This is a genomic window from Humibacter sp., assembly GCF_051954055.1.
Lineage (GTDB): Bacteria > Actinomycetota > Actinomycetes > Actinomycetales > Microbacteriaceae > Humibacter.
Window position 1 is genome coordinate 187,975 of record NZ_JBQCIE010000092.1, and the last position, 17,325, is coordinate 205,299.

16 protein-coding genes and 1 tRNA gene are annotated in these 17,325 nt (G+C 67.8%); 10 read left to right on the top strand and 7 right to left on the bottom strand.

Going from position 1 to position 17,325, the window contains the following annotated elements; all coding sequences use genetic code 11:
• Nucleotides 1–5: 5 nt before the first annotated feature.
• The 3 genes from ACTHNC_RS10775 to ACTHNC_RS10785 form a co-directional block, all read right to left on the bottom strand.
• On the bottom strand, nt 6–1,706 hold the full coding sequence (locus ACTHNC_RS10775) for a trypsin-like peptidase domain-containing protein (RefSeq protein WP_440294595.1): 1,701 nt from the start codon (nt 1,704–1,706) through the stop codon (nt 6–8).
• A 162-nt stretch (nt 1,707–1,868) separates the two neighbouring features.
• Entirely contained in the window at nt 1,869–2,651 is a 783-nt protein-coding gene (locus ACTHNC_RS10780; RefSeq protein WP_440294596.1) for a hypothetical protein, read from the bottom strand.
• Nucleotides 2,627–3,169: a hypothetical protein gene (locus ACTHNC_RS10785; RefSeq protein WP_440294597.1), complete on the bottom strand. Its 543-nt coding sequence runs from the start codon at nt 3,167–3,169 to the stop codon at nt 2,627–2,629. The genes ACTHNC_RS10780 and ACTHNC_RS10785 overlap by 25 nt, the downstream gene beginning before the upstream one ends.
• A 163-nt stretch (nt 3,170–3,332) precedes the next feature.
• Here ACTHNC_RS10785 and ACTHNC_RS10790 point away from each other — a divergent pair, with 163 nt between their 5' ends.
• Complete coding sequence (locus tag ACTHNC_RS10790) at nt 3,333–4,553, top strand: pyridoxal phosphate-dependent aminotransferase (protein ID WP_440294598.1); 1,221 nt, start codon at nt 3,333–3,335, stop codon at nt 4,551–4,553.
• On the opposite strand, the gene ACTHNC_RS10795 is transcribed toward ACTHNC_RS10790, so the two are convergent.
• The 3 genes from ACTHNC_RS10795 to ACTHNC_RS10805 form a co-directional block, all read right to left on the bottom strand.
• Nucleotides 4,529–5,347 carry a carbon-nitrogen hydrolase family protein gene (locus ACTHNC_RS10795; protein ID WP_440294599.1) on the bottom strand — a complete coding sequence of 273 codons (819 nt, stop codon included), beginning with the start codon at nt 5,345–5,347 and terminating at the stop codon, nt 4,529–4,531. The two genes, ACTHNC_RS10790 and ACTHNC_RS10795, sit on opposite strands and share 25 nt — an antisense overlap.
• Before the next feature lie 240 nt (nt 5,348–5,587).
• A tRNA-Met gene (locus tag ACTHNC_RS10800) sits at nt 5,588–5,664 on the bottom strand.
• Nucleotides 5,665–5,713: 49 nt separating this feature from the next.
• A complete protein-coding gene (locus ACTHNC_RS10805) occupies nt 5,714–6,307 on the bottom strand; it encodes an iron transporter (protein WP_440294600.1) in 594 nt (197 codons plus the stop codon).
• Nucleotides 6,308–6,583: 276 nt separating this feature from the next.
• On the opposite strand from ACTHNC_RS10805, the gene ACTHNC_RS10810 reads away from it, so the two are divergent.
• The 5 genes from ACTHNC_RS10810 (at nt 6,584) to ACTHNC_RS10830 (ending at nt 11,761) form a co-directional block, all read left to right on the top strand.
• On the top strand, nt 6,584–9,088 hold the full coding sequence (locus tag ACTHNC_RS10810) for a CDP-glycerol glycerophosphotransferase family protein (protein WP_440294601.1): 2,505 nt from the start codon (nt 6,584–6,586) through the stop codon (nt 9,086–9,088).
• On the top strand, nt 9,085–9,816 hold the full coding sequence (locus ACTHNC_RS10815; protein ID WP_440294602.1) for a phosphatase PAP2 family protein: 732 nt from the start codon (nt 9,085–9,087) through the stop codon (nt 9,814–9,816). The genes ACTHNC_RS10810 and ACTHNC_RS10815 overlap by 4 nt, the downstream gene beginning before the upstream one ends.
• Entirely contained in the window at nt 9,806–10,486 is a 681-nt protein-coding gene (locus ACTHNC_RS10820) for a response regulator transcription factor (RefSeq protein WP_440294603.1), read from the top strand. Before ACTHNC_RS10815 ends, ACTHNC_RS10820 begins: the two co-directional genes overlap by 11 nt.
• Nucleotides 10,483–11,493, top strand: coding sequence for a sensor histidine kinase (locus ACTHNC_RS10825; RefSeq protein ID WP_440294604.1), 1,011 nt, complete (start codon nt 10,483–10,485; stop codon nt 11,491–11,493). Before ACTHNC_RS10820 ends, ACTHNC_RS10825 begins: the two co-directional genes overlap by 4 nt.
• Nucleotides 11,494–11,626: 133 nt before the next feature.
• Entirely contained in the window at nt 11,627–11,761 is a 135-nt protein-coding gene (locus ACTHNC_RS10830; protein WP_440294605.1) for a hypothetical protein, read from the top strand.
• Nucleotides 11,762–11,779: 18 nt separating this feature from the next.
• Here the strand turns inward: ACTHNC_RS10830 and ACTHNC_RS10835 are convergent, their stop codons facing one another.
• Entirely contained in the window at nt 11,780–12,514 is a 735-nt protein-coding gene (locus tag ACTHNC_RS10835) for a phosphatase PAP2 family protein (RefSeq protein ID WP_440294606.1), read from the bottom strand.
• A gap of 147 nt (nt 12,515–12,661) precedes the next feature.
• Between ACTHNC_RS10835 and ACTHNC_RS10840 the strand changes: the two genes are divergently transcribed.
• The 4 genes from ACTHNC_RS10840 to ACTHNC_RS10855 are packed head-to-tail and all read left to right on the top strand — an operon-like array spanning nt 12,662 to nt 17,071.
• On the top strand, nt 12,662–14,224 hold the full coding sequence (locus tag ACTHNC_RS10840; protein ID WP_440294607.1) for a glycosyltransferase family 39 protein: 1,563 nt from the start codon (nt 12,662–12,664) through the stop codon (nt 14,222–14,224).
• A 49-nt stretch (nt 14,225–14,273) separates the two neighbouring features.
• Nucleotides 14,274–15,080: a COG4705 family protein gene (locus ACTHNC_RS10845; RefSeq protein ID WP_440294608.1), complete on the top strand. Its 807-nt coding sequence runs from the start codon at nt 14,274–14,276 to the stop codon at nt 15,078–15,080.
• A gap of 27 nt (nt 15,081–15,107) precedes the next feature.
• Complete coding sequence (locus ACTHNC_RS10850; protein WP_440294609.1) at nt 15,108–15,851, top strand: ABC transporter permease; 744 nt, start codon at nt 15,108–15,110, stop codon at nt 15,849–15,851.
• 2 nt (nt 15,852–15,853) lie between these two features.
• Nucleotides 15,854–17,071 (top strand): glycoside hydrolase family 27 protein, encoded by a 1,218-nt coding sequence (locus ACTHNC_RS10855; RefSeq protein WP_440294610.1) that lies wholly within the window; start codon nt 15,854–15,856, stop codon nt 17,069–17,071.
• Nucleotides 17,072–17,325: the final 254 nt, after the last annotated feature.

Sequence of the window (17,325 nt, forward strand, 5' to 3'; positions counted from 1 at the left end):
GGTCCTCAGTCAGTGGACAGGGTGCCGAGTGTGACGTCGACCTGCTGGGTCTGGCCGCCTCGGTCGTAGGTGAGGGTGGCCTTGCTGCCACCGGCCAGCGCGCGAACCTGCGCGGTGAGGTCGGTGGAGTCGGTGATCGGCTTGCCGTTGAAGTTGGTGACGATGTCACCGGCCTTCAGGCCCGCGTTCGCCGCCGCACCACCGGAGCTGACCGACTTGATCAGCGCACCGACCGTCGTCGCGTTGCTGTCCGACGTCGAGTCGGTGACGGTCGCGCCGAGCAGACCGCTCGTCGCCTTGCCGTCCTTGATGATGTCGTTCGCGACGCGCTGCGCAACGTTCGACGGGATGGCGAAGCCGACGCCGATGCTTCCGGACTGACCGCTCGAGTCGCTCGACGAGTTCGCGCTCGCGATCGCGACGTTGATGCCCATCACCTGGCCCTTGCCGTTGAGCAGGGGGCCGCCGGAGTTGCCAGGGTTGATGGCGGCATCCGTCTGGATGACGGGGAGCGAGATCGTGCTCTGCGCCGACGACTTGCCGCTGCTGCCGCCGCCGTTCTGGTCGAAGTTCCAGAAGTTGAACGGGCTGTTGCCGCCCTGGTCCTGCTGGTCCTGCTTCGGGGCGGCGGACGACGCGATCGAGATGCTGCGGTTCAGCGAACTCACGATGCCGTTGGTCACCGTGCCGGACAGGCCGAGCGGGGCGCCGATCGCGATCGTCTGGTCGCCGACGTTCACCTTGTCCGAGTTCGCGAACGTGACAGGGGTGAGACCACTGGCGTTCTGCAGCTTGATCACCGCAAGGTCGAGCACCGGGTCGGTGCCGACCACCTTCGCCTTGTAGATCTTGCCGTCGTTCGTCGTCACACTCACCGTCGGGTTACCGGTCGACCCATCCAAGGTGACCACGTGCGTGTTCGTCAGGATGTAGCCATCCGAACTGAGGATCACGCCTGACCCGGTGCCAGCCTCCTGGCTGCCCGAGACGTTGATGGTGACCACGCTCGGGCTCACCTTCGACGCCACGGCCGTGACGTTCGTGGCGGTCTGCGGATCATTCACCGTGACGTTGGTCGCGCCCGTGGATGCCACCGGCCTGCCCGTGTTCGAGTTCGCCGCGTAGATCCCCACGACGCCGGCGCCTACGCCCCCACCGAGGAGACCTGCGAGCACGAATCCGGTGATCAGGAGCCCGGCGCGGTTGCCCTTGCCGTCCTTCTGCTTGGCCGGCTTCGACGCCTCCTGCTGCTGGGTGGCGTAGGGCTGCTGGCCCGCGTAGGTGGGCTGCCCGAATGCTCCGTGCTGGGGCGGCTGCTGACCGCTCTGCTGCCCTGCGTACTGGTAGTGGCCGGGCTGCTGGGGGTAGCCGGGCTGCTGACCGTAGTGGTAGCCCTGCTGCGCATAAGGGTTCTGCGAGCCCTGGTCAGGCTGATGCGGTGCCGGCGGGGCCGCGTTGTACGGCGGCAGCTGCTCCGTCGGCTGGGTCTGGTTGGCCTGCGTGTCGTGCGCGGGCTGCTCTGGCGCGGCCTGCTCAGAGGCGGGCTGGGCTGCCGCGGCCTGCTCCGCAGGAGGCTGCTCCGCTGCAGGCTGCGCGTCGGAGGTGTGCTCGGCGGCCTGCGCCGAGTCGGCAACCGAGTCCTGCGCGGGCGGCTGCTGCGGTGCCGTCTCCGGCGTCTCCGCGGGATCCTTCGGTGTGTCGGTCATCTGTGGTGCTCCTTCCAAGCACTTCAAGCATCCGCTTTCATGCTGGGCATGGATTATGGGCAATCTGTGAACGGACTAGAACAATCCCATGGGAGCGGCATGAGCGGTTGACCGCCGCGCCGTGGCCGCGCACCGCGATCCGGATGTCACAACATCTGCGCGTCAGCAGCCCGGTCCTCGCGGGTCGGCCTGGCAGTTGCGCTGCACCAGCACGGTCTTCGCGTCGGCGGCGATCACCGTGAACGTCGGCGCGGACAGCCTCAGCGTACCCGGCACGTCTTGCCATGGCCCGCCTCCGATCCGATATTGCGCCGAGTATTCGACGGTCAGGGCCACGCCGTAGCTGCCGCCTGCCGTGTAGACGTGGCTGGTGGGCGTCGGGCTGAACTCCGGAACGCCGAGCGACCGCCATGTCGCGCCGCCTGTCGCGGTCGAAACGCGTGCGCCGTCACCGTAGTCCCACAGGAAGCGCACCGGTGTGAAGCGCACGGTCGCGGGCTGTCCGACGAGGGATCCGGACGCCGTGTGCTGCGCCGCGCTGGACACGAAGTTGGCATCAAGTCCGATGATCGCCCAGCCGTTCGGCTCGCCGAAGATCGTGGGCTTCTGAGGATAGAACGAGGCCAGAGCCGACATCGTGACGCCCTGAACCTGCACAGCGATGTTCCCAGCGCAGGCGGCCCCAGGTGGACAGGGATTGCCCGCCGCGGGGGCCGCAGCGTTCGTGTCGTCGGATGCCTCGTCGTCGGATGCGCCGTTGCCACCGCTGTTGCCGTCGGAGCCGCCGCTCGCGCCAACGTCGACATGGTCACCGGAGATGGAGCCGGTGGAGCAGAGGCCTGCCGCCCACTCAGCAGCAGTGCAGCTTGCATCCTCGTGGGCGGTCGCGGGCAACACCAGGGCCGCAGAAAGCGCACCGACTAGCAGAAGTTTTTGCCCGACCACGTCTCGCTCCGAGATAGCAGCGCTTTGCCATGGCTGTCGGCCTGGAAGCCAACTTCAAACGGCATTCGAACCGGGCGACCCGAAGGCGAGATGTCGTCGCCATTCTTACCAATGACTCGGACGTCGTGCGTGTCGACGCAGACATACGCATCGATTGAGGGCCCCGTTACCTTTGCGATCTCCAAGGAGTCAAAGGCCGTTTGTCCGGTCGTGTGCACCTCATGGGTGCGAAACGAATCGAACCCCTTTAGCTCGCGCTGATATTGGCTTCGCGTCACATACGGCTTGATGCGTTCCGGGTTCGCTCCTCCATCGTGCGAGATCGTGTCCGACATCTTGAGGTACGCGGCATAGGCATCCGTCGCTGCCTTCAGCGCCTCCTCGTCCGATGCGAAGAGAGGTGTGCGAGCGGACGTCGGCGTGGGTGTCGGCATCGGCTGCGCGGGAGTGCACGCGGCGAGCGGGAGCGCGAGGAGCGCGGCGATGGCCGCTGCCGGCATCCATCGGCGCAGTGACATGGGGACAACCGTAGGGCACGACGCGACTCAGGGCAGGCGTTATCCACAGCCGCATCCGCTCATCGGTCGCCGGTCGACCGCAGGCACCGCACCGACCGGCGCACTACCGTGAGAGGCACGGTTGCGGTGATGACAAGACCCTGCACGACGAGGCGGAGGAACGATGACGGCGTTGATTCCCGGAAACTGGCAGCGGGCTGCACACGGGGCTGGGCTCCTGAGTGCGGAGGGCGCGGTGTCGGCGACGATCTTCGCCGAGATGAGTGCGCTGGCGACGCGAACCGGAGCGATCAACCTCGGGCAGGGCTTCCCGGACGAGGACGGACCGGCCGAGGTGCTCGACGTCGCGGTGCGGAGCATCCGTGACGGTGTTAACCAGTACCCGCCGGGAATCGGGATGCCCGTGCTGCGCGAGGCGATCGCCGAGCATCAGCAGCGTTTCTACGGGCTGAGCGTCGACCCGGATCGCGAAGTGTTGGTGACGGCCGGAGCGACCGAGGCGATCGCCGCGACGCTGCTCGCTCTGCTGCAGGACGGTGACGAGGTCGTCACGTTCGAGCCGTTCTACGACTCGTACGGGGCGATCATTGCCCTGGCCGGCGGAGTGCATCGCGCGGTGCCGCTGCGGGCGCCGGACTTCGAACCGGATCTCGATGAGCTGCGGACGGCGGTGACTGACCGGACCAGGGTTATCCTGGTGAACGATCCGCACAACCCGACTGGTGCGGTGTTCGGACGAGAGACGCTCGAGACCATCGTCGAGCTCGCGCACGCGCACGACGCCGTCATCGTGACCGACGAGGTGTACGAGCACCTGACGTTCGATCGCCCGCACATCCCGATCGCCACACTGCCCGGCGGACGGGATCGCACGGTGACGATCTCGTCGGGCGGCAAGACGTTCAACACGACCGGTTGGAAGATCGGCTGGCTGATCGCTCCCCCGGCTCTCGTAACGGCGATCACCGCGGTCAAGCAGTTCCTCACCTATGTGAACGGCGCACCCTTCCAACCGGCGATCGCTGCTGGACTGCGGATGCCCGACTCCTTCTTCACCGAGATCGCGGCGACCCTGGCCGCGAAACGCGACCTGCTCTCGGCCGGTCTGGAGAGCGCCGGGTTCGGCGTCTTCGCCTCACACGGCTCGTACTTCGTCGTGGCGGACGCCGCTCCGCTCGGCTACACGGATGCCATCGCCTTCTGCCGCGAGCTGCCGTCACTCGCCGGCGTGGTCGGCGTGCCGATCAGCGCGTTCTGCGGGCCGGGGATGCGGGAGGAGGCCGCATCGCTCGTGCGCTTCGCGTTCTGCAAGCGAGTCGACGTGCTCGAGCGAGCCGCGGCTCAGTTGGCTCGGTTGGGTCAGGGCTTGGCCACGACCGCGTAGCGGCGCAGTGAGAGAGCGGGATTCAGCGCCCGCACGTCCGTAAGGCGATTGCGGTCGATCCAGGCGAGTGCGACACCGGGGCGCTCTCCTGCGTCCGCGAGCACGACACCCATGGGATCGACGACGATGCTCGAGCCGATGCTGACGCCACCGACCTGGTCGGCCGCTGCGACGAACACTGTGTTCTCGATCGCCCGCGCCGTGATCAGCGTGCGCCAGTGATGCTCCTTGAGCGGTCCGCGCACCCACTCGCTCGGCACCACCACGAGGTCGGCACCCGCATCCACGATGGTGCGGGTGATCTCGGGGAACCGGAGGTCGTAACAGGTCTGCAGGCCTACGGTGAGACCTTCGACGTCGAAGAGCTGCGGTGCCTCGAGCGGTCCGGGCTGTACGACGTCTGACTCGCGAACCCCGAACGCGTCGTACAGGTGCTGCTTGCGATACACCGCACGGATGCCCGAACCAGGTGCAAGCGCGGTCAGGGTGTTGGAGAAGCGATGCGGGTCATCCGTGCGCTCGGCGAAGCCTGCGACGATCGTGAGGCCTAGTTCGTCTGCGAGCCGAGCGAGCGAACTCGTGAATGGACCGTCGAGCGGCTCCGCATGAGCGAGGAAGCGGGAGTCGACCGGATCGACGAAGTACGACGAGTACTCCGGAAACACGACGAGCCGCGCGCCGCGCTGAGCCGCCTGCGACGCGAGGCCCGCGATCGTGTCGAGGTTCTGGACAGGGTCCGGCCCCGGCGTGAATTGCGCGACAGCGACCGCGACGAGCGTTTCCGAATCCGGCATGGGCCCACCCTACGGTCTCCGGCTCTACCGGGGATGTCCGAGCGGTTTCTGGAGGCAGCGAGAAAAGAGAAGACCACCCTCGCGGTTGCGGGGGCAGGATTTGTCCCTACCGCCCCTCCACACGCGGCTGCGCCGCGTGCGGAGCCTCTGGCGGTGGGGGCCCACCTACGGGCAGGTTCATTCACACACCCACGTAATGAAATCAAGAAGGGCGCCCCTTCCGGGACGCCCTTCTTGATTTGGTTGCGGGGGCAGGATTTGAACCTACGACCTCTGGGTTATGAGCCCAGCGAGCTACCGAGCTGCTCCACCCCGCGGCACGATCGACGAGCCTAGCACGGTGGACGCGGTGGCGAAAATCGGGGCCTACTGGGCCGGTGGAGTCACCGGCTCGGCGCCGCGCTCGATCTTCACGCCGGTGAACTCCACGTCGACGGGTTCCGTGAACCGGCGACCGTTGACCTCGTCGTGACGCATGAAGGTCGGCGGGTCCACGTGCACGCGCAGTACATATTCGCCGTCCTCGGGCAGAATCCAGTTCCGGGCGTAGTGATAGATCATCGGATGCCACACCAGCACCTGGTCGTGCGGTCCCAGCTCCTCGCCACTTGGTGTCACCAGGGTCGCCGTGACCGAGACGCCGGGGATGAACCGGCCGTCGGATCCGTCGCACACAACGATCTCGAGATGCTGGTTCTCTTCCTTCGGGTTGTTCCACGTGAGCTCACCCTCGTCGAAGCTGTACATGCCCTCGGCATCCTCGACCGCGTAGCCGATCAGGTAGTCGCCCTTCTTCTGCATGCCCCCGCCCTTGGCGATGGTGCCGACCATGTATTCGACCGCCTTGTGATAGGCGTCGCCCTGTCCGATGGCGAGCTCCAGCTGTCGCTTGGTGGCCTCCGAGGTGTTCGGATCCATGGGCGGCTTCTCGGCGCCCGACAGGTGGGTGTCCGTGCTCATCGGCGTCTCCTTTCCTTTGTGCGAAGGCAACGCTAGGGATGGCTGCGCGCGGGCCGCACCGGCTTTCCACGAGCGCGACCTAGTGCTATCGCGGCTTCGCCGCTCACGCACTCAATCGGGTTGGTCACGCAAGCAAGCTCGCATGACGCTCCCCTCAATCGCGCATAAGCCACGGTGGCTGTTCAGTAACACCAGAAGCGGCGCCGCCTACGATGTGAGGAGTCTTTGAGCCGCATGCAAAGACTCATCGCGGCCACGTACTGCCAGGAGTCGTTAGTGAAGTCACCGCTCGCCCGCATCCGCCGACAAGCGCGAAAACTCAAGCGCGCTGCCGAGTACGACAGGCACGCATACTGGCGCAAGCAGCCGGTGCGACCTGGCACGGTGCTGTACGAATCGTTCTCGGGCAACGGAGCCCTGTGCAACCCGGAGGCGATCTTCCGTGGCCTGATCGCCGACCCGGAGTTCGCAGGCTTCGAACACGTGTGGGCGCTGGCCGAACGCGACTCTGCCCCCGAGCTCGCGAGCGAGTTCGTGAACGACCCGCGCGTCACGTTCGTGCGCTACCGAAGCGGTGCGTACTACAAGGCGCTCGCCACCAGCCAGTACCTCGTCAACAACGCGACCTTCCCTGCCGAGTTCAGCAAGCGCCCGGGCCAGGTGTACCTGAACACCTGGCACGGCACGCCCCTCAAGCAGATGGGCTTCGACATGCCGGACGGTGCGCTCGACTCGGCTAACACCCTGCGCAACTTCCTCGCTGCCGACTTCCTGCTCGCCGCCAACGACTTCATGGCCGAGCGCATGTACGAGGATGCCTATCGGCTGCGCAACGTCTATGCCGGACGCATCATCATCGAGGGCTACCCCCGAATCGACCGACAGCGGCTCGACAGCCCCGGCATCGGACGCGTGCGGGCTGCGCTGGAGCGAGCAGGAGCCGAACTCGATGGGCGAGGCATCGTGCTCTACGCGCCGACCTGGCACGGAGAGACCTTCGGACGGCCAGAGGATGACGTCGACCAGCTGATCGTGGACGTGCAGCGTCTGCAGCGCGAGCTGGGTCCCGACTACGTCGTGCTGCTGAAGACGCACCAGATCGTGCACGGATTCGCGGCATCCAGACCCGAGCTGCGGCGCATCCTCGCCCCCAATTCGTTGCCGACGAACGTGATCCTCGGCGTGTGCGACGGGCTCATCACTGACTACTCCTCGATCTTCTTCGACTTCCTCGCCACCGGGAAGCCGATCGTCTTCTACACGCCCGACGCCGCCGAGTACACCGAGACTCGCGGCACCTATTTCCCGCCGGAGGAACTGCCGGGGCCGGTGATCGACGACGCTGCGGAGGCCGGCCGGGCCATGGAGCGACTGCTGAAGGGCGAGCCGCTCACAGAACGGTACGAGCAGTGGCAAGAGCGGTTCTCCTCGCACGAGGACGGTGGAGCGACGCGGCGTGTCATCGACGTCGTCTTCAAGGGCATCACCGATGGCCACGACGTGCGGCCTGCCGATAACGACGGCCGCCGCCGACTGCTCCTCTATTTGGGCGGGATGCGCTCCAACGGCATCACCACCGCCGCGATGAACCTCCTGGCGGGCATCGATCACGAGCACTACGACGTGACCGCGCTGATGTCGTACTCGCGTCGCGGCTGGGCGCGCGCGAACCAGGCGCTCATCCCTCCGCAGGTGCGGCAGATCTACCGGGTCGGCGGCATGAACGGCAGCAAGCTCTCGCACGTGCGGCGCAAGCTCGACGAGCGCCGCGGCGATGTGCTGCAGCACGACGACCCGCTGCGCTACAAGGCGCTGTGGGACGACGAGTGGAAGCGCGTGTTCGGAGACGCGAAGTTCGACTGGGTCGCCGACTTCAGCGGGTACGGCCCGTTCTGGGCGACACTCCTGCTGCACTCCCCCGACGCGCCGCGAGCGATCTGGCTGCACAACGAGATGGCGGCCGACCGGCACCGCGAGGTGAATGGCAAGAAGCGCATGCTGCGCAGCCTGGGTCACGTCTTCTCGCTGTACCGCTCGTACGACCAGCTGGTCTCGGTCTCGCCACGGCTGACGGACCTGAACCGCAACGAGCTCGCGGAGTTCGCGCCGGCCGACCGCTTCGTGACCGTGCGAAACCTCCCCAACGTGGAGCGGGTGCTCGCCGGAATGCAGCAGCCGTTGGCCGAGCTCGACGGGCACCCGATCGACCCGGAGACCGAGGAGGTGCTCGTACCCGACTGGGTGCGGCAGCTGGAGCAGCACGACGGACGCTGGTTCGTGACGGTCGGGCGCCTGTCGCCGGAGAAGAACCACGCACGGCTGATCCGCGCGTTCGCGACCGTGCATGACAGGCATCCGGATGCCCGGCTGCTGATCGTGGGCGGCGGACCGTTGCGCGACGAGCTTCAGGCGCTGATCGACGAGCTCGGGCTCACTGAGGTGGCCACACTGGTCGGCGCGTATCAGAACCCGTTCGCGATCCTGGCCGCGGCCGACTGCTTCGTGCTCTCCAGCGTGTACGAGGGGCAGCCGATGGTGCTTCTGGAGGCTGCCGTGTGCCGTCTGCCGATCGTCTCGACCGCGTTCGCCTCGGTGCACGACGCACTGCCATCCGGCGCGATCCACGTGGTGGGCCAGACCGATTCGGCGCTGGCCGACGGCATGCTCGCCTACCTGAACGGGGACGTACCACCCAGCGAGTTGGATGCCGACGCCTACCGAGCGGAGGTCGCCGACGAGTTCAACGGCATCGCCGACGTCGCGAGGCAGAGCGCCGGATGACCGGAAGCGACCCGCTGCGCCCCGTGCGGCATCCGATTCCGCTCCTCGTGCTCGGGCTGTGCGGCATCGTGCTCACCGGAGCGGTCGGGTTCGCCGTGACGCGTGCACCGCACTGGACGGTGTGGGAAACGGGTCTGCTGGACTCCATCTCGGCGACCCACGTGGCTGTCGGGCTCGCGTTGGCGGAGTTCATCGCGTGGTTCTTCTCGCCACCGATCGCGGCCCCGCTGACGTTCATCATCGCGGTCGCCCTCTGGGCGCTCACCCGCTCGTTCACGCGGGCGCTGGTGTTCGCCGTCATGGTCGGCGTGTGCTGGGGAGCGACGGAGAGCATGAAGTTCCTGGTGCAGCGCCCGCGGCCGCACCTCTCAGCGACGGTGGTGGATGTTCCCACCAGCTTCAGCTTTCCGAGCGGGCACACGGCGTTCGCGTGCGCGATCGTGCTGGCCCTGCTCCTGACATTGCGCGACTGGCGATACGAGTGGGTGGTCATCGTTCTCGGCTCGGGTCTCGTGGTGCTCGTCGCCTGGTCGCGGATGTATCTCGGTGTGCACTTTCCGACGGATGTCACGGCCGCCGTGCTGCTGACGGTCTCCGTCGCAGGCATCGTGATACCCCTGATTCTGAATGTGGCGATGCCGTCGGTGCGCGGACGCCGCGGCATGGGCGCGAGACGGACCGGAACAGCCGGACGAACCGGAACAGAAGGTGCGATCCATGGGGAATAGCTCCAGCGGCGAGACACGCCCGTTCCTGTTGCTCGTCGAGGACGACCCTCGACTCGGCCCGCTCATGGCGAAGGTGCTGCAGGCATCGTTCGAGGTCGAGCTGGTCGCGGACGGGCAGCAGGGCTACGAACGAGCGCTCAGCGGTGACCACGACGTCATGGTGATCGACCGGCGGCTCCCCTCGCTGGATGGCCTGAGCATCGTGCGGAAGGTCAGGAACGAGCGGGTGGCGACGCCCATCATGCTGCTGACCGCGCTCGGAACCACCGCCGACAAGGTCGACGGACTCGACGCCGGCGCGAACGATTACCTCGTGAAGCCGTTCGAGTTCGACGAACTGCTGGCCAGGCTGCGCGCGCTCACCAGGCGGTTCGATCCGCAGGGCGCGGGCCTCCCGGTCGGCGAGTGGACGTTCTATCCGGACGACGGATGCATCTACTCGCCGCACATCGGACGCATCCTGCTGACCCCTCGCGAGTGCGCGCTGCTGCGGCTGTTCGCCGAGAATCCCGAGCGCACATTCACCCGGGAGCAGATCCTTCGCGCGGTGTTCAGCGCCGACGACCAGCCGGGAACCGTGGACACCTACGTGCACTACCTGCGGCGCAAGACCGATCGCGACATCGTGCTGACGGTGCGGCGCAGGGGCTACCGCCTGGGACAGCTGTGAGCCGGCGGCGGCGCGACGACGGAGCGGACGCCGCCGCGATCTCCCGCGCCTCGCGGGTCGTGACGGCCCAGATCACGGTTGCAGCGGCCGCCATCGTCGTACTCGTCGTGGCGCTCTCCGTGGCGTTCATCACGAAGCAGTCCGAGCCCAGCGAGCTGCTCGAGAAGCCTGCGCCAGGGCAGACGAAGATCTACGTCGACGCGAACGAGATGCTCGTCGCCCTGATCGTGGTCGGCGTCATCGCCATCGCGCTGGCCGGGCTGATGAGCTGGGTGATCGCGCGCCGCGCGGTGCGTCCGCTCGGCGAAGCGCTGCGCATCCAACGCACGTTCGTAGCGGATGCCAGCCACGAGCTGCGCACGCCCGTCGCGGTGGTCGCGGCACGCGTCGAGCTGCTCGGGCAGGAGATCGAAGCAGGGGCCGATACGGCGGAGAACCTCGCCGGCCTGCGCGACGACGTTCGCGTGCTGGGCGACGTGATCACCGACCTGCTGCTCACGGCAGCACCGCCCGCCGAGGCCGAACCCGACCGGCCGACGTCCGTGGCGGCGCTGACCCGAGCAACGATCGCGGATCTGCGGATGATCGCCCACCAGCGCGGCATCACGCTGAGCGTGATCGGCGACGATGACGCCCAGCTCGAGCGAATTCACACGCGCGTGCCCACCAGCACCCTGCGACGCTGCATCGTCGCGCTCGTCGACAATGCGATCGCGCCCTCCCCGGAGGGCGGCTCCGTCGAGGTCGTGCTCGCAACGGCGAGAGACCGCGGGTACTTCTCCCTCTCGGTGCGCGATCACGGGGAGGGGATCGTGGGCATCGACCCTCAGCGACTTTTCGAACGGTTCGCGCACGGAGACGGCGCCGCCCGGGACGGCACCCGATCGGGATTCGGCATCGGGCTCGCGCTCGTGCGGGACATCGCCGACCGGTACGGCGGACGGATCGAGGTCGCCGACAGCTCCGCGGCGGGCACCACGTTCACACTGACGCTGCCGCGGGCGTGAACGTCGCGAGGCGGGCATCCGTGCGCCGCAGTGAGACGAAGCTGTTCTGAGACGAAGCTGTTCTGAGACGAAACTGTGACGACGACTGAAACACTCGCCAGGAGATCCGGGAGGACATGTGGGCGTCAGATGGATGACTGCGACCGCGACCCTTGGCGCGACCCTGCTCGCCGGCGCAGCCTTCTTCGCGCTGGCGCTGCTGGGCAACGAGCGGCGCCTGCGGAACGAGGAAGCGGCACCGGACGACGTGGACGATTCGGACGAGTGACGTCGCCGGTCGCGCTTGTCAGCGCGACCCGATTCTGCGGCGCACCGCCGGCAGCACCAGATCGAGCATGACCGGGTAGTAGATCGCGGCGACCGCGGCGCCGACCAGGACGCCGGCGACGACATCCGTCGGGTAACCGGCCGCCAGATAGAGCCTCGCCCAGAGCGAGACGGCGAGGGCGATGCCGCCGGCGAGCGCCACGAGCCAGCGCCAGTTGCTTCCGCGGGCGGCGAGCAGCAGCCCGATGACGGTGGCCGTGCCGAATGCGGTGGGCGTGCTCGGGTAGTCGAGGGCATCGGGCGCGACGACGGTGTGCCCGGCCGACAGTTCGAGGAGCGGGCGGTTCACGGCCAGCGAGACGGCGAGTGAGGCCAACCAGGCCAGGCACACGCCGCCGAGGAAGACGAACGCAGTCGTCCCATCCGCCATCAGATACACCATGAGAGCGGCGATCAGCAGCAGAACGATGCCGGCGGCCGTGCTGACCGTGATGTCGAAGACGAGCGCCACGACGCCGACGAGCGCCGACGAGCCGACACCGGCCCATTGGTCGACGGCGATCTCGGCGGCGGACCACGACGGATGCCCGTCGAGCACGACGCCCGCTACGAGCACGAGTGCCATCGCGGCGGCCCCTGCAGCGATCCAGACCGCGGGATGCCTCAACGGCGCCAGCGCACGCTGGGCGCGCTGAGTCTCCCGTACGCCGGCCGCCGCCGGGAGCGATGGCGCGGTGCGTGTTCGTGCATCCACGCCGCCATGCTTGTGCAGACATCCTCATCGTGGTCTAAGAAAGCGCGCGGCCCAGACTCCGCTCCCCTTCTTTCGAATGCTGACAGGAAGCACGCCGAACCCGCAGGTCTTAGCCGGTTCTTGGATCCGCGCGATTTGACTGCGAGCATGGTCGACACTGCCACCGCACCGGTCGTCAGCGCCGTCCGCATGAGCGAGCGACGCCGTCTCGGCGTCATCGCTGTGGCGGCGGGCGCGGTCGCCATGGCGGTCAGCCTGATCGGCTCCTGGATCCCTTCCCTGTGGGGCGACGAGGCCGCCAGCCTGCTCTCGGCGCAGCGCTCGTTCGGCAGCCTCTTCATGATGCTCGGGCACGTGGATGCCGTGCACGGCCTGTACTACGTGCTGCTGCACTTCTGGGTGCATCTCGCCGGAACCTCACCGTTCGCCATCCGTCTGCCCAGCGCGGTCGGCGTGGGCATCGGCGCCGCCGCCGTCGCCTGGATGGGCGGCAGGATGCGCGGGGCACGGTTCGCCGTGATCGCCGGCATCGTCGCCGCCGTGCTTCCGCGCCTGACCTACGCCGGTGAGGAGGCGCGGTCGTACGCTACGGACGCCGCGCTGTGCGCCGTGCTGTGCGCGATCGTCGTCGAGATCGCGCTGCAGGAGCGACGGAGTCCGGCGCTGTGGACGGCGTTCGGCATCGTGCTCGTCTTCGCGACCTACCTGTTCCTCTACAACCTGCTCATCGTCATTGCGATCGGCGCGTTCCTCGTCATGACCCCGACGGCGCGGAGGCACCTCCGCGGGTTCGTGACGGCAACCGGCCTCGTCGTGCTCGCGTCCGCTCCGTTGCTCGTGTTCGCGTATCTGGAACGCGCTCAGGTCTCCTATCTCGCCGATGAGGCGCAGGTGACCTCGTCATCCGTCTTCGTGCAGATGTGGTTCGGCGCCGTTCCGTTCGCGATCGTGGGCTGGCTCCTCATCCTCGTGGCGGTCGGTGACCTGGTGCTGCGCACGGAACGGGACCGCCGGGAGGCGCGAGCCCTCGCGGCAGGTGCCGCACCGGTGCGCAGCCTCGGCACCGAGAAGCCCGACGTCGTGCTGCTCGGCCTGTGCTGGCTCGTGCTGCCGATGGGCATCCTGATCGCGACCAGCGTCGTCGTCCACGGCTTCACCGCTAGGTATGGCACCATTGCAGCGCCGGCCGCGGCCATCCTCATCGCCGCCGGCATCGACCGCCTCGTCAGCCTGACCGGACGTCGCTGGGTGGGCATCATCGGCATAGCGGCCGTGCTGGTCGCGGCCGCGCCGGTCTGGGCGAGCCAGCGCGGCCCGTACTCGATGAACGAGTCGGACTGGAACGAGATCGCCGCGACGGTTCAGGCGAACGCGCATCAGGGCGACGGCATCGTGTTCGACGAAGGCGTGCGGCCCTCCCGGCGCACCCGGCTCGCCATGAGCACGGATCCGGCGGCGTTCTCCACGGTGAAGGACGTCACGCTGCGCGTGCCGTACGCACAGAACCACACCTGGTACGACTCCGCCTACACGGTTGAGCAGGCTGCGGCACTCGGCCGGTTCCACGGCATCGACCGGGTGTGGGTCGTCGAGTACTCCATGCCCGGCCATGTCTACCTGTGGGGCACCCAGTCGCTCGAGCAGCTGGGCTACCACGAGACCGCGAAGTACTCCCTGCATCGAAGCGTGATCTACCTCTTCACGCGTTGACCGCATCCCGAACCGACACCCCCAACTCCCCCGATCACAGAGACAACGGATGACACGACTCGCCACCGCCCGCCATAGCAGCAGCCCTCGACTCCCCCGCGTTCCCGACCCGACGCCGGTCTTCTGGATCACCAAGGCCGTCTCGACCGCGATGGGCGAGGCCGTCTCGGACTATTCCATCCACGTGCTGCCACCGGTGGTGGCCGTGCTGTGCGGATTCGCCCTGTTCGTGATCGCGCTGATCGTGCAACTCACGCGCGGCAGGTACACACCGTGGTCGTACTGGCTGACGGTGGGTATGGTCGGCGTGTTCGGCACCATGGCGGCCGACGTGATGCATGTCGCGCTCGGCGTGCCCTATGCGATCAGCACCACGTTCTACGCCGTTGTTCTCGCGGCCGTCTTCCTGCTCTGGCGGCGTCTCGAGCACACGCTGTCGGTGCACGACATCGTCACGCCGCGCCGCGAGCTGCTGTACTGGGCTGCCGTCGTGGCCACGTTCGCGATGGGCACGGCGCTCGGCGACCTGACCGCGATCGGCCTCGGCATGGGCTACCTGGCGTCCATCGTGGTGTTCGCCGTGGTCATCCTCATTCCCGCCCTCGGCTTCCGGTTCGCGCGCTGGAACGGCGTGTTCTGCTTCTGGTTCGCCTACGTGGTCACACGCCCGCTCGGCGCCTCGATCGCGGACTTCCTCGGAAAGCCGCGAGTCGACGGCGGCCTCGGCGCAGGCGAGGGCGTTGTGGCGCTCGCGCTCGTGCTTCTGATGGCCGCGCTCGTCGGGTTCATGTACCTGCGGGCACCCCGCAGGCAACGCGCGCTCGCCGGCGGCACGTTCACGGGAGTCGAATCGTAGGGGCGCGTCGCCCATAAGCTCCTTTTCATGACCTCTGTGCTGGTGAACAGCCTCATCGGCATCGCCGTGCTCATCGCGCTCGCCACCGGGGTGCTCTGGTATTACGGCGCACCGCACCACTGGGCGCCGGCACTGGCAGTACTGCGCGGCATCCTGCAGCTGGCGGTCGTGAGCATCATCCTCACCGGCGTGATCACGAACGGCTGGTGGGTGGCGCTCGCCCTGATCGTGATGTTCGGCGTGGCGTGCGCGACGGCCATCCGGCGCATCGGGTGGACGCTGCAGCACGCGCTCATGATCGTGTCGGCCATGGCGGCAGGCATCGCCCTGACGCTCACGATCGTGTTCGTCACCGGCACGATCGAGTTCTCGGCGCGCTACGTGCTGGCGATCGGCGGCATCGTGATCGGCAACACGATGACGATCGCCACACTGGCCGGCCGCCGGTTCGTCGAGCTCGTGCGCGACCGCTGGGACCAGGTGGAGGCATGGATGTCTCTGGGCGCCACTCCGCGCCAGTCCACGCACGAGCTGGCGCGCGACGCGGTCTACGCGGCGCTCATCCCATCGACCGACCAGACCAAGACGACGGGGCTGGTCACCCTGCCCGGCGCGTTCGTCGGCGCGATCTTCGGAGGCGTCTCGCCGCTGGAGGCGGGCCGGTTCCAGATCGTCGTGCTGGCATCCATCATGGCGACCGGGGCGATCACGGCGGTGATCGTCGCGCTCTGGATGTCGCCGGTACGGGTGAAGCCCGCGGCCCTGGTGTGAGCGTGCCCCGCCTCGTCGCACGGTTCAGGCTGGTCGCCGCATCGGTGGCCCTCTGCATCGCGGGCGCGACGTTGACGGCGTGCTCGCCGGCATCCGTCGGTGCCGCCCCCGAGGTCGCCACGCCGCCGATGGGCTGGAACAGCTGGAATCACTTCGGCTGCTCCGTCACCGAGGCCGACGTCAAGGCGGCCGCCGACGCGATCGCCACGGACGGCCTGCGCTCGGCCGGCTACCGGTACGTGAACGTCGACGACTGCTGGCAGGCGCCGACTCGCGGCAGGGACAGCGCGTTGCGTGCGGACCCGAAGCGATTCCCGGACGGCATCGCCGCACTGGCCGCCTACGTGCACGCGAAGGGCCTCGAGTTCGGCATCTACGCCGCGCCGGGAGCGCAGACGTGCGCTGAGCGGTACCAGGGTTACCCGGGCCGCCTCGGCAGCCTGGGGCACGAGCAGCAGGACGCGGACACGTTCGCCTCCTGGGGCGTCGACTACCTGAAGTACGACTGGTGCGCCGCCGACCGGGAGGGCGTGGGGCACGAGCACGCGTTCGCCCGCATGCGCGCCGCGCTGAACGCGACAGGGCGGCCGATCGTGCTCAGCATCCACGACAAGCCGGAACAGCCGGTTCCAGCATGGCGGCATTGGGTGTCCGACCTCTCCCGCACCACGCCCGACATCCAGGACGACTGGGCCTCTGTGGTCTCGATCGTGCGGTCGACGCTGAAGGTCGCGCACCTCGCCTCCCCCGGGTTCTGGAACGACCCCGACATGCTCGAGGTGGGCAACGGCGGCATGAGCGACGACGAGCAGCGCAGCCACTTCGCACTCTGGGCGCAGCTGTCGGCGCCGCTCCTGATCGGCTGCGACCTGCGCACGGCATCGCCGGAGTCCTTGCGCATCCTCGGCGCGCGTGGCGTCATCCGGATCGATCAGGACGCTCTCGGCGCCGCTCCCACGATCATCCGTTCGTCCTCGACCGAGCTCGTTCTGCTCAAACGCCTTGCCGATGGGTCGTCGTCACTCACCATCACGAATCTGAGCGCGAGCCCGCAGCGGTTCACGGTGACAGGGAAGAGCCTCGGAATGGGCTCCGGCTTCACGGCCGAGGATGCCTGGACCGGCACGAAGTCGGGCCGGCCTTCGGACGGCACCGATCGGGTCAGTGTTGGTTTAGCGTCGCACGCGACCGCGATGTATCGGCTTTCGCCGAGGTCGTAGCAGGGTCGGCCTCGCTCCGGGCTCGCTGTTCACGCGCCGAGACGATCGCGGCCGTCAGAAAGAGCGCGCCGAGTCCCATCGCGGCGACGATGAACCCCACGGTCACCCATGCCCAGATCGTCACGGCACCCCCTTCGAGGTCAGGAATCGTCTCCCGCGAGGACCGATCCGAACCGGGAGACACGCCTTGGCATCAGCCTTTCCATAGGGCTCTCAGAATTCACCCAGGCGCCGCATGCCCTAGGGTGTTCAGG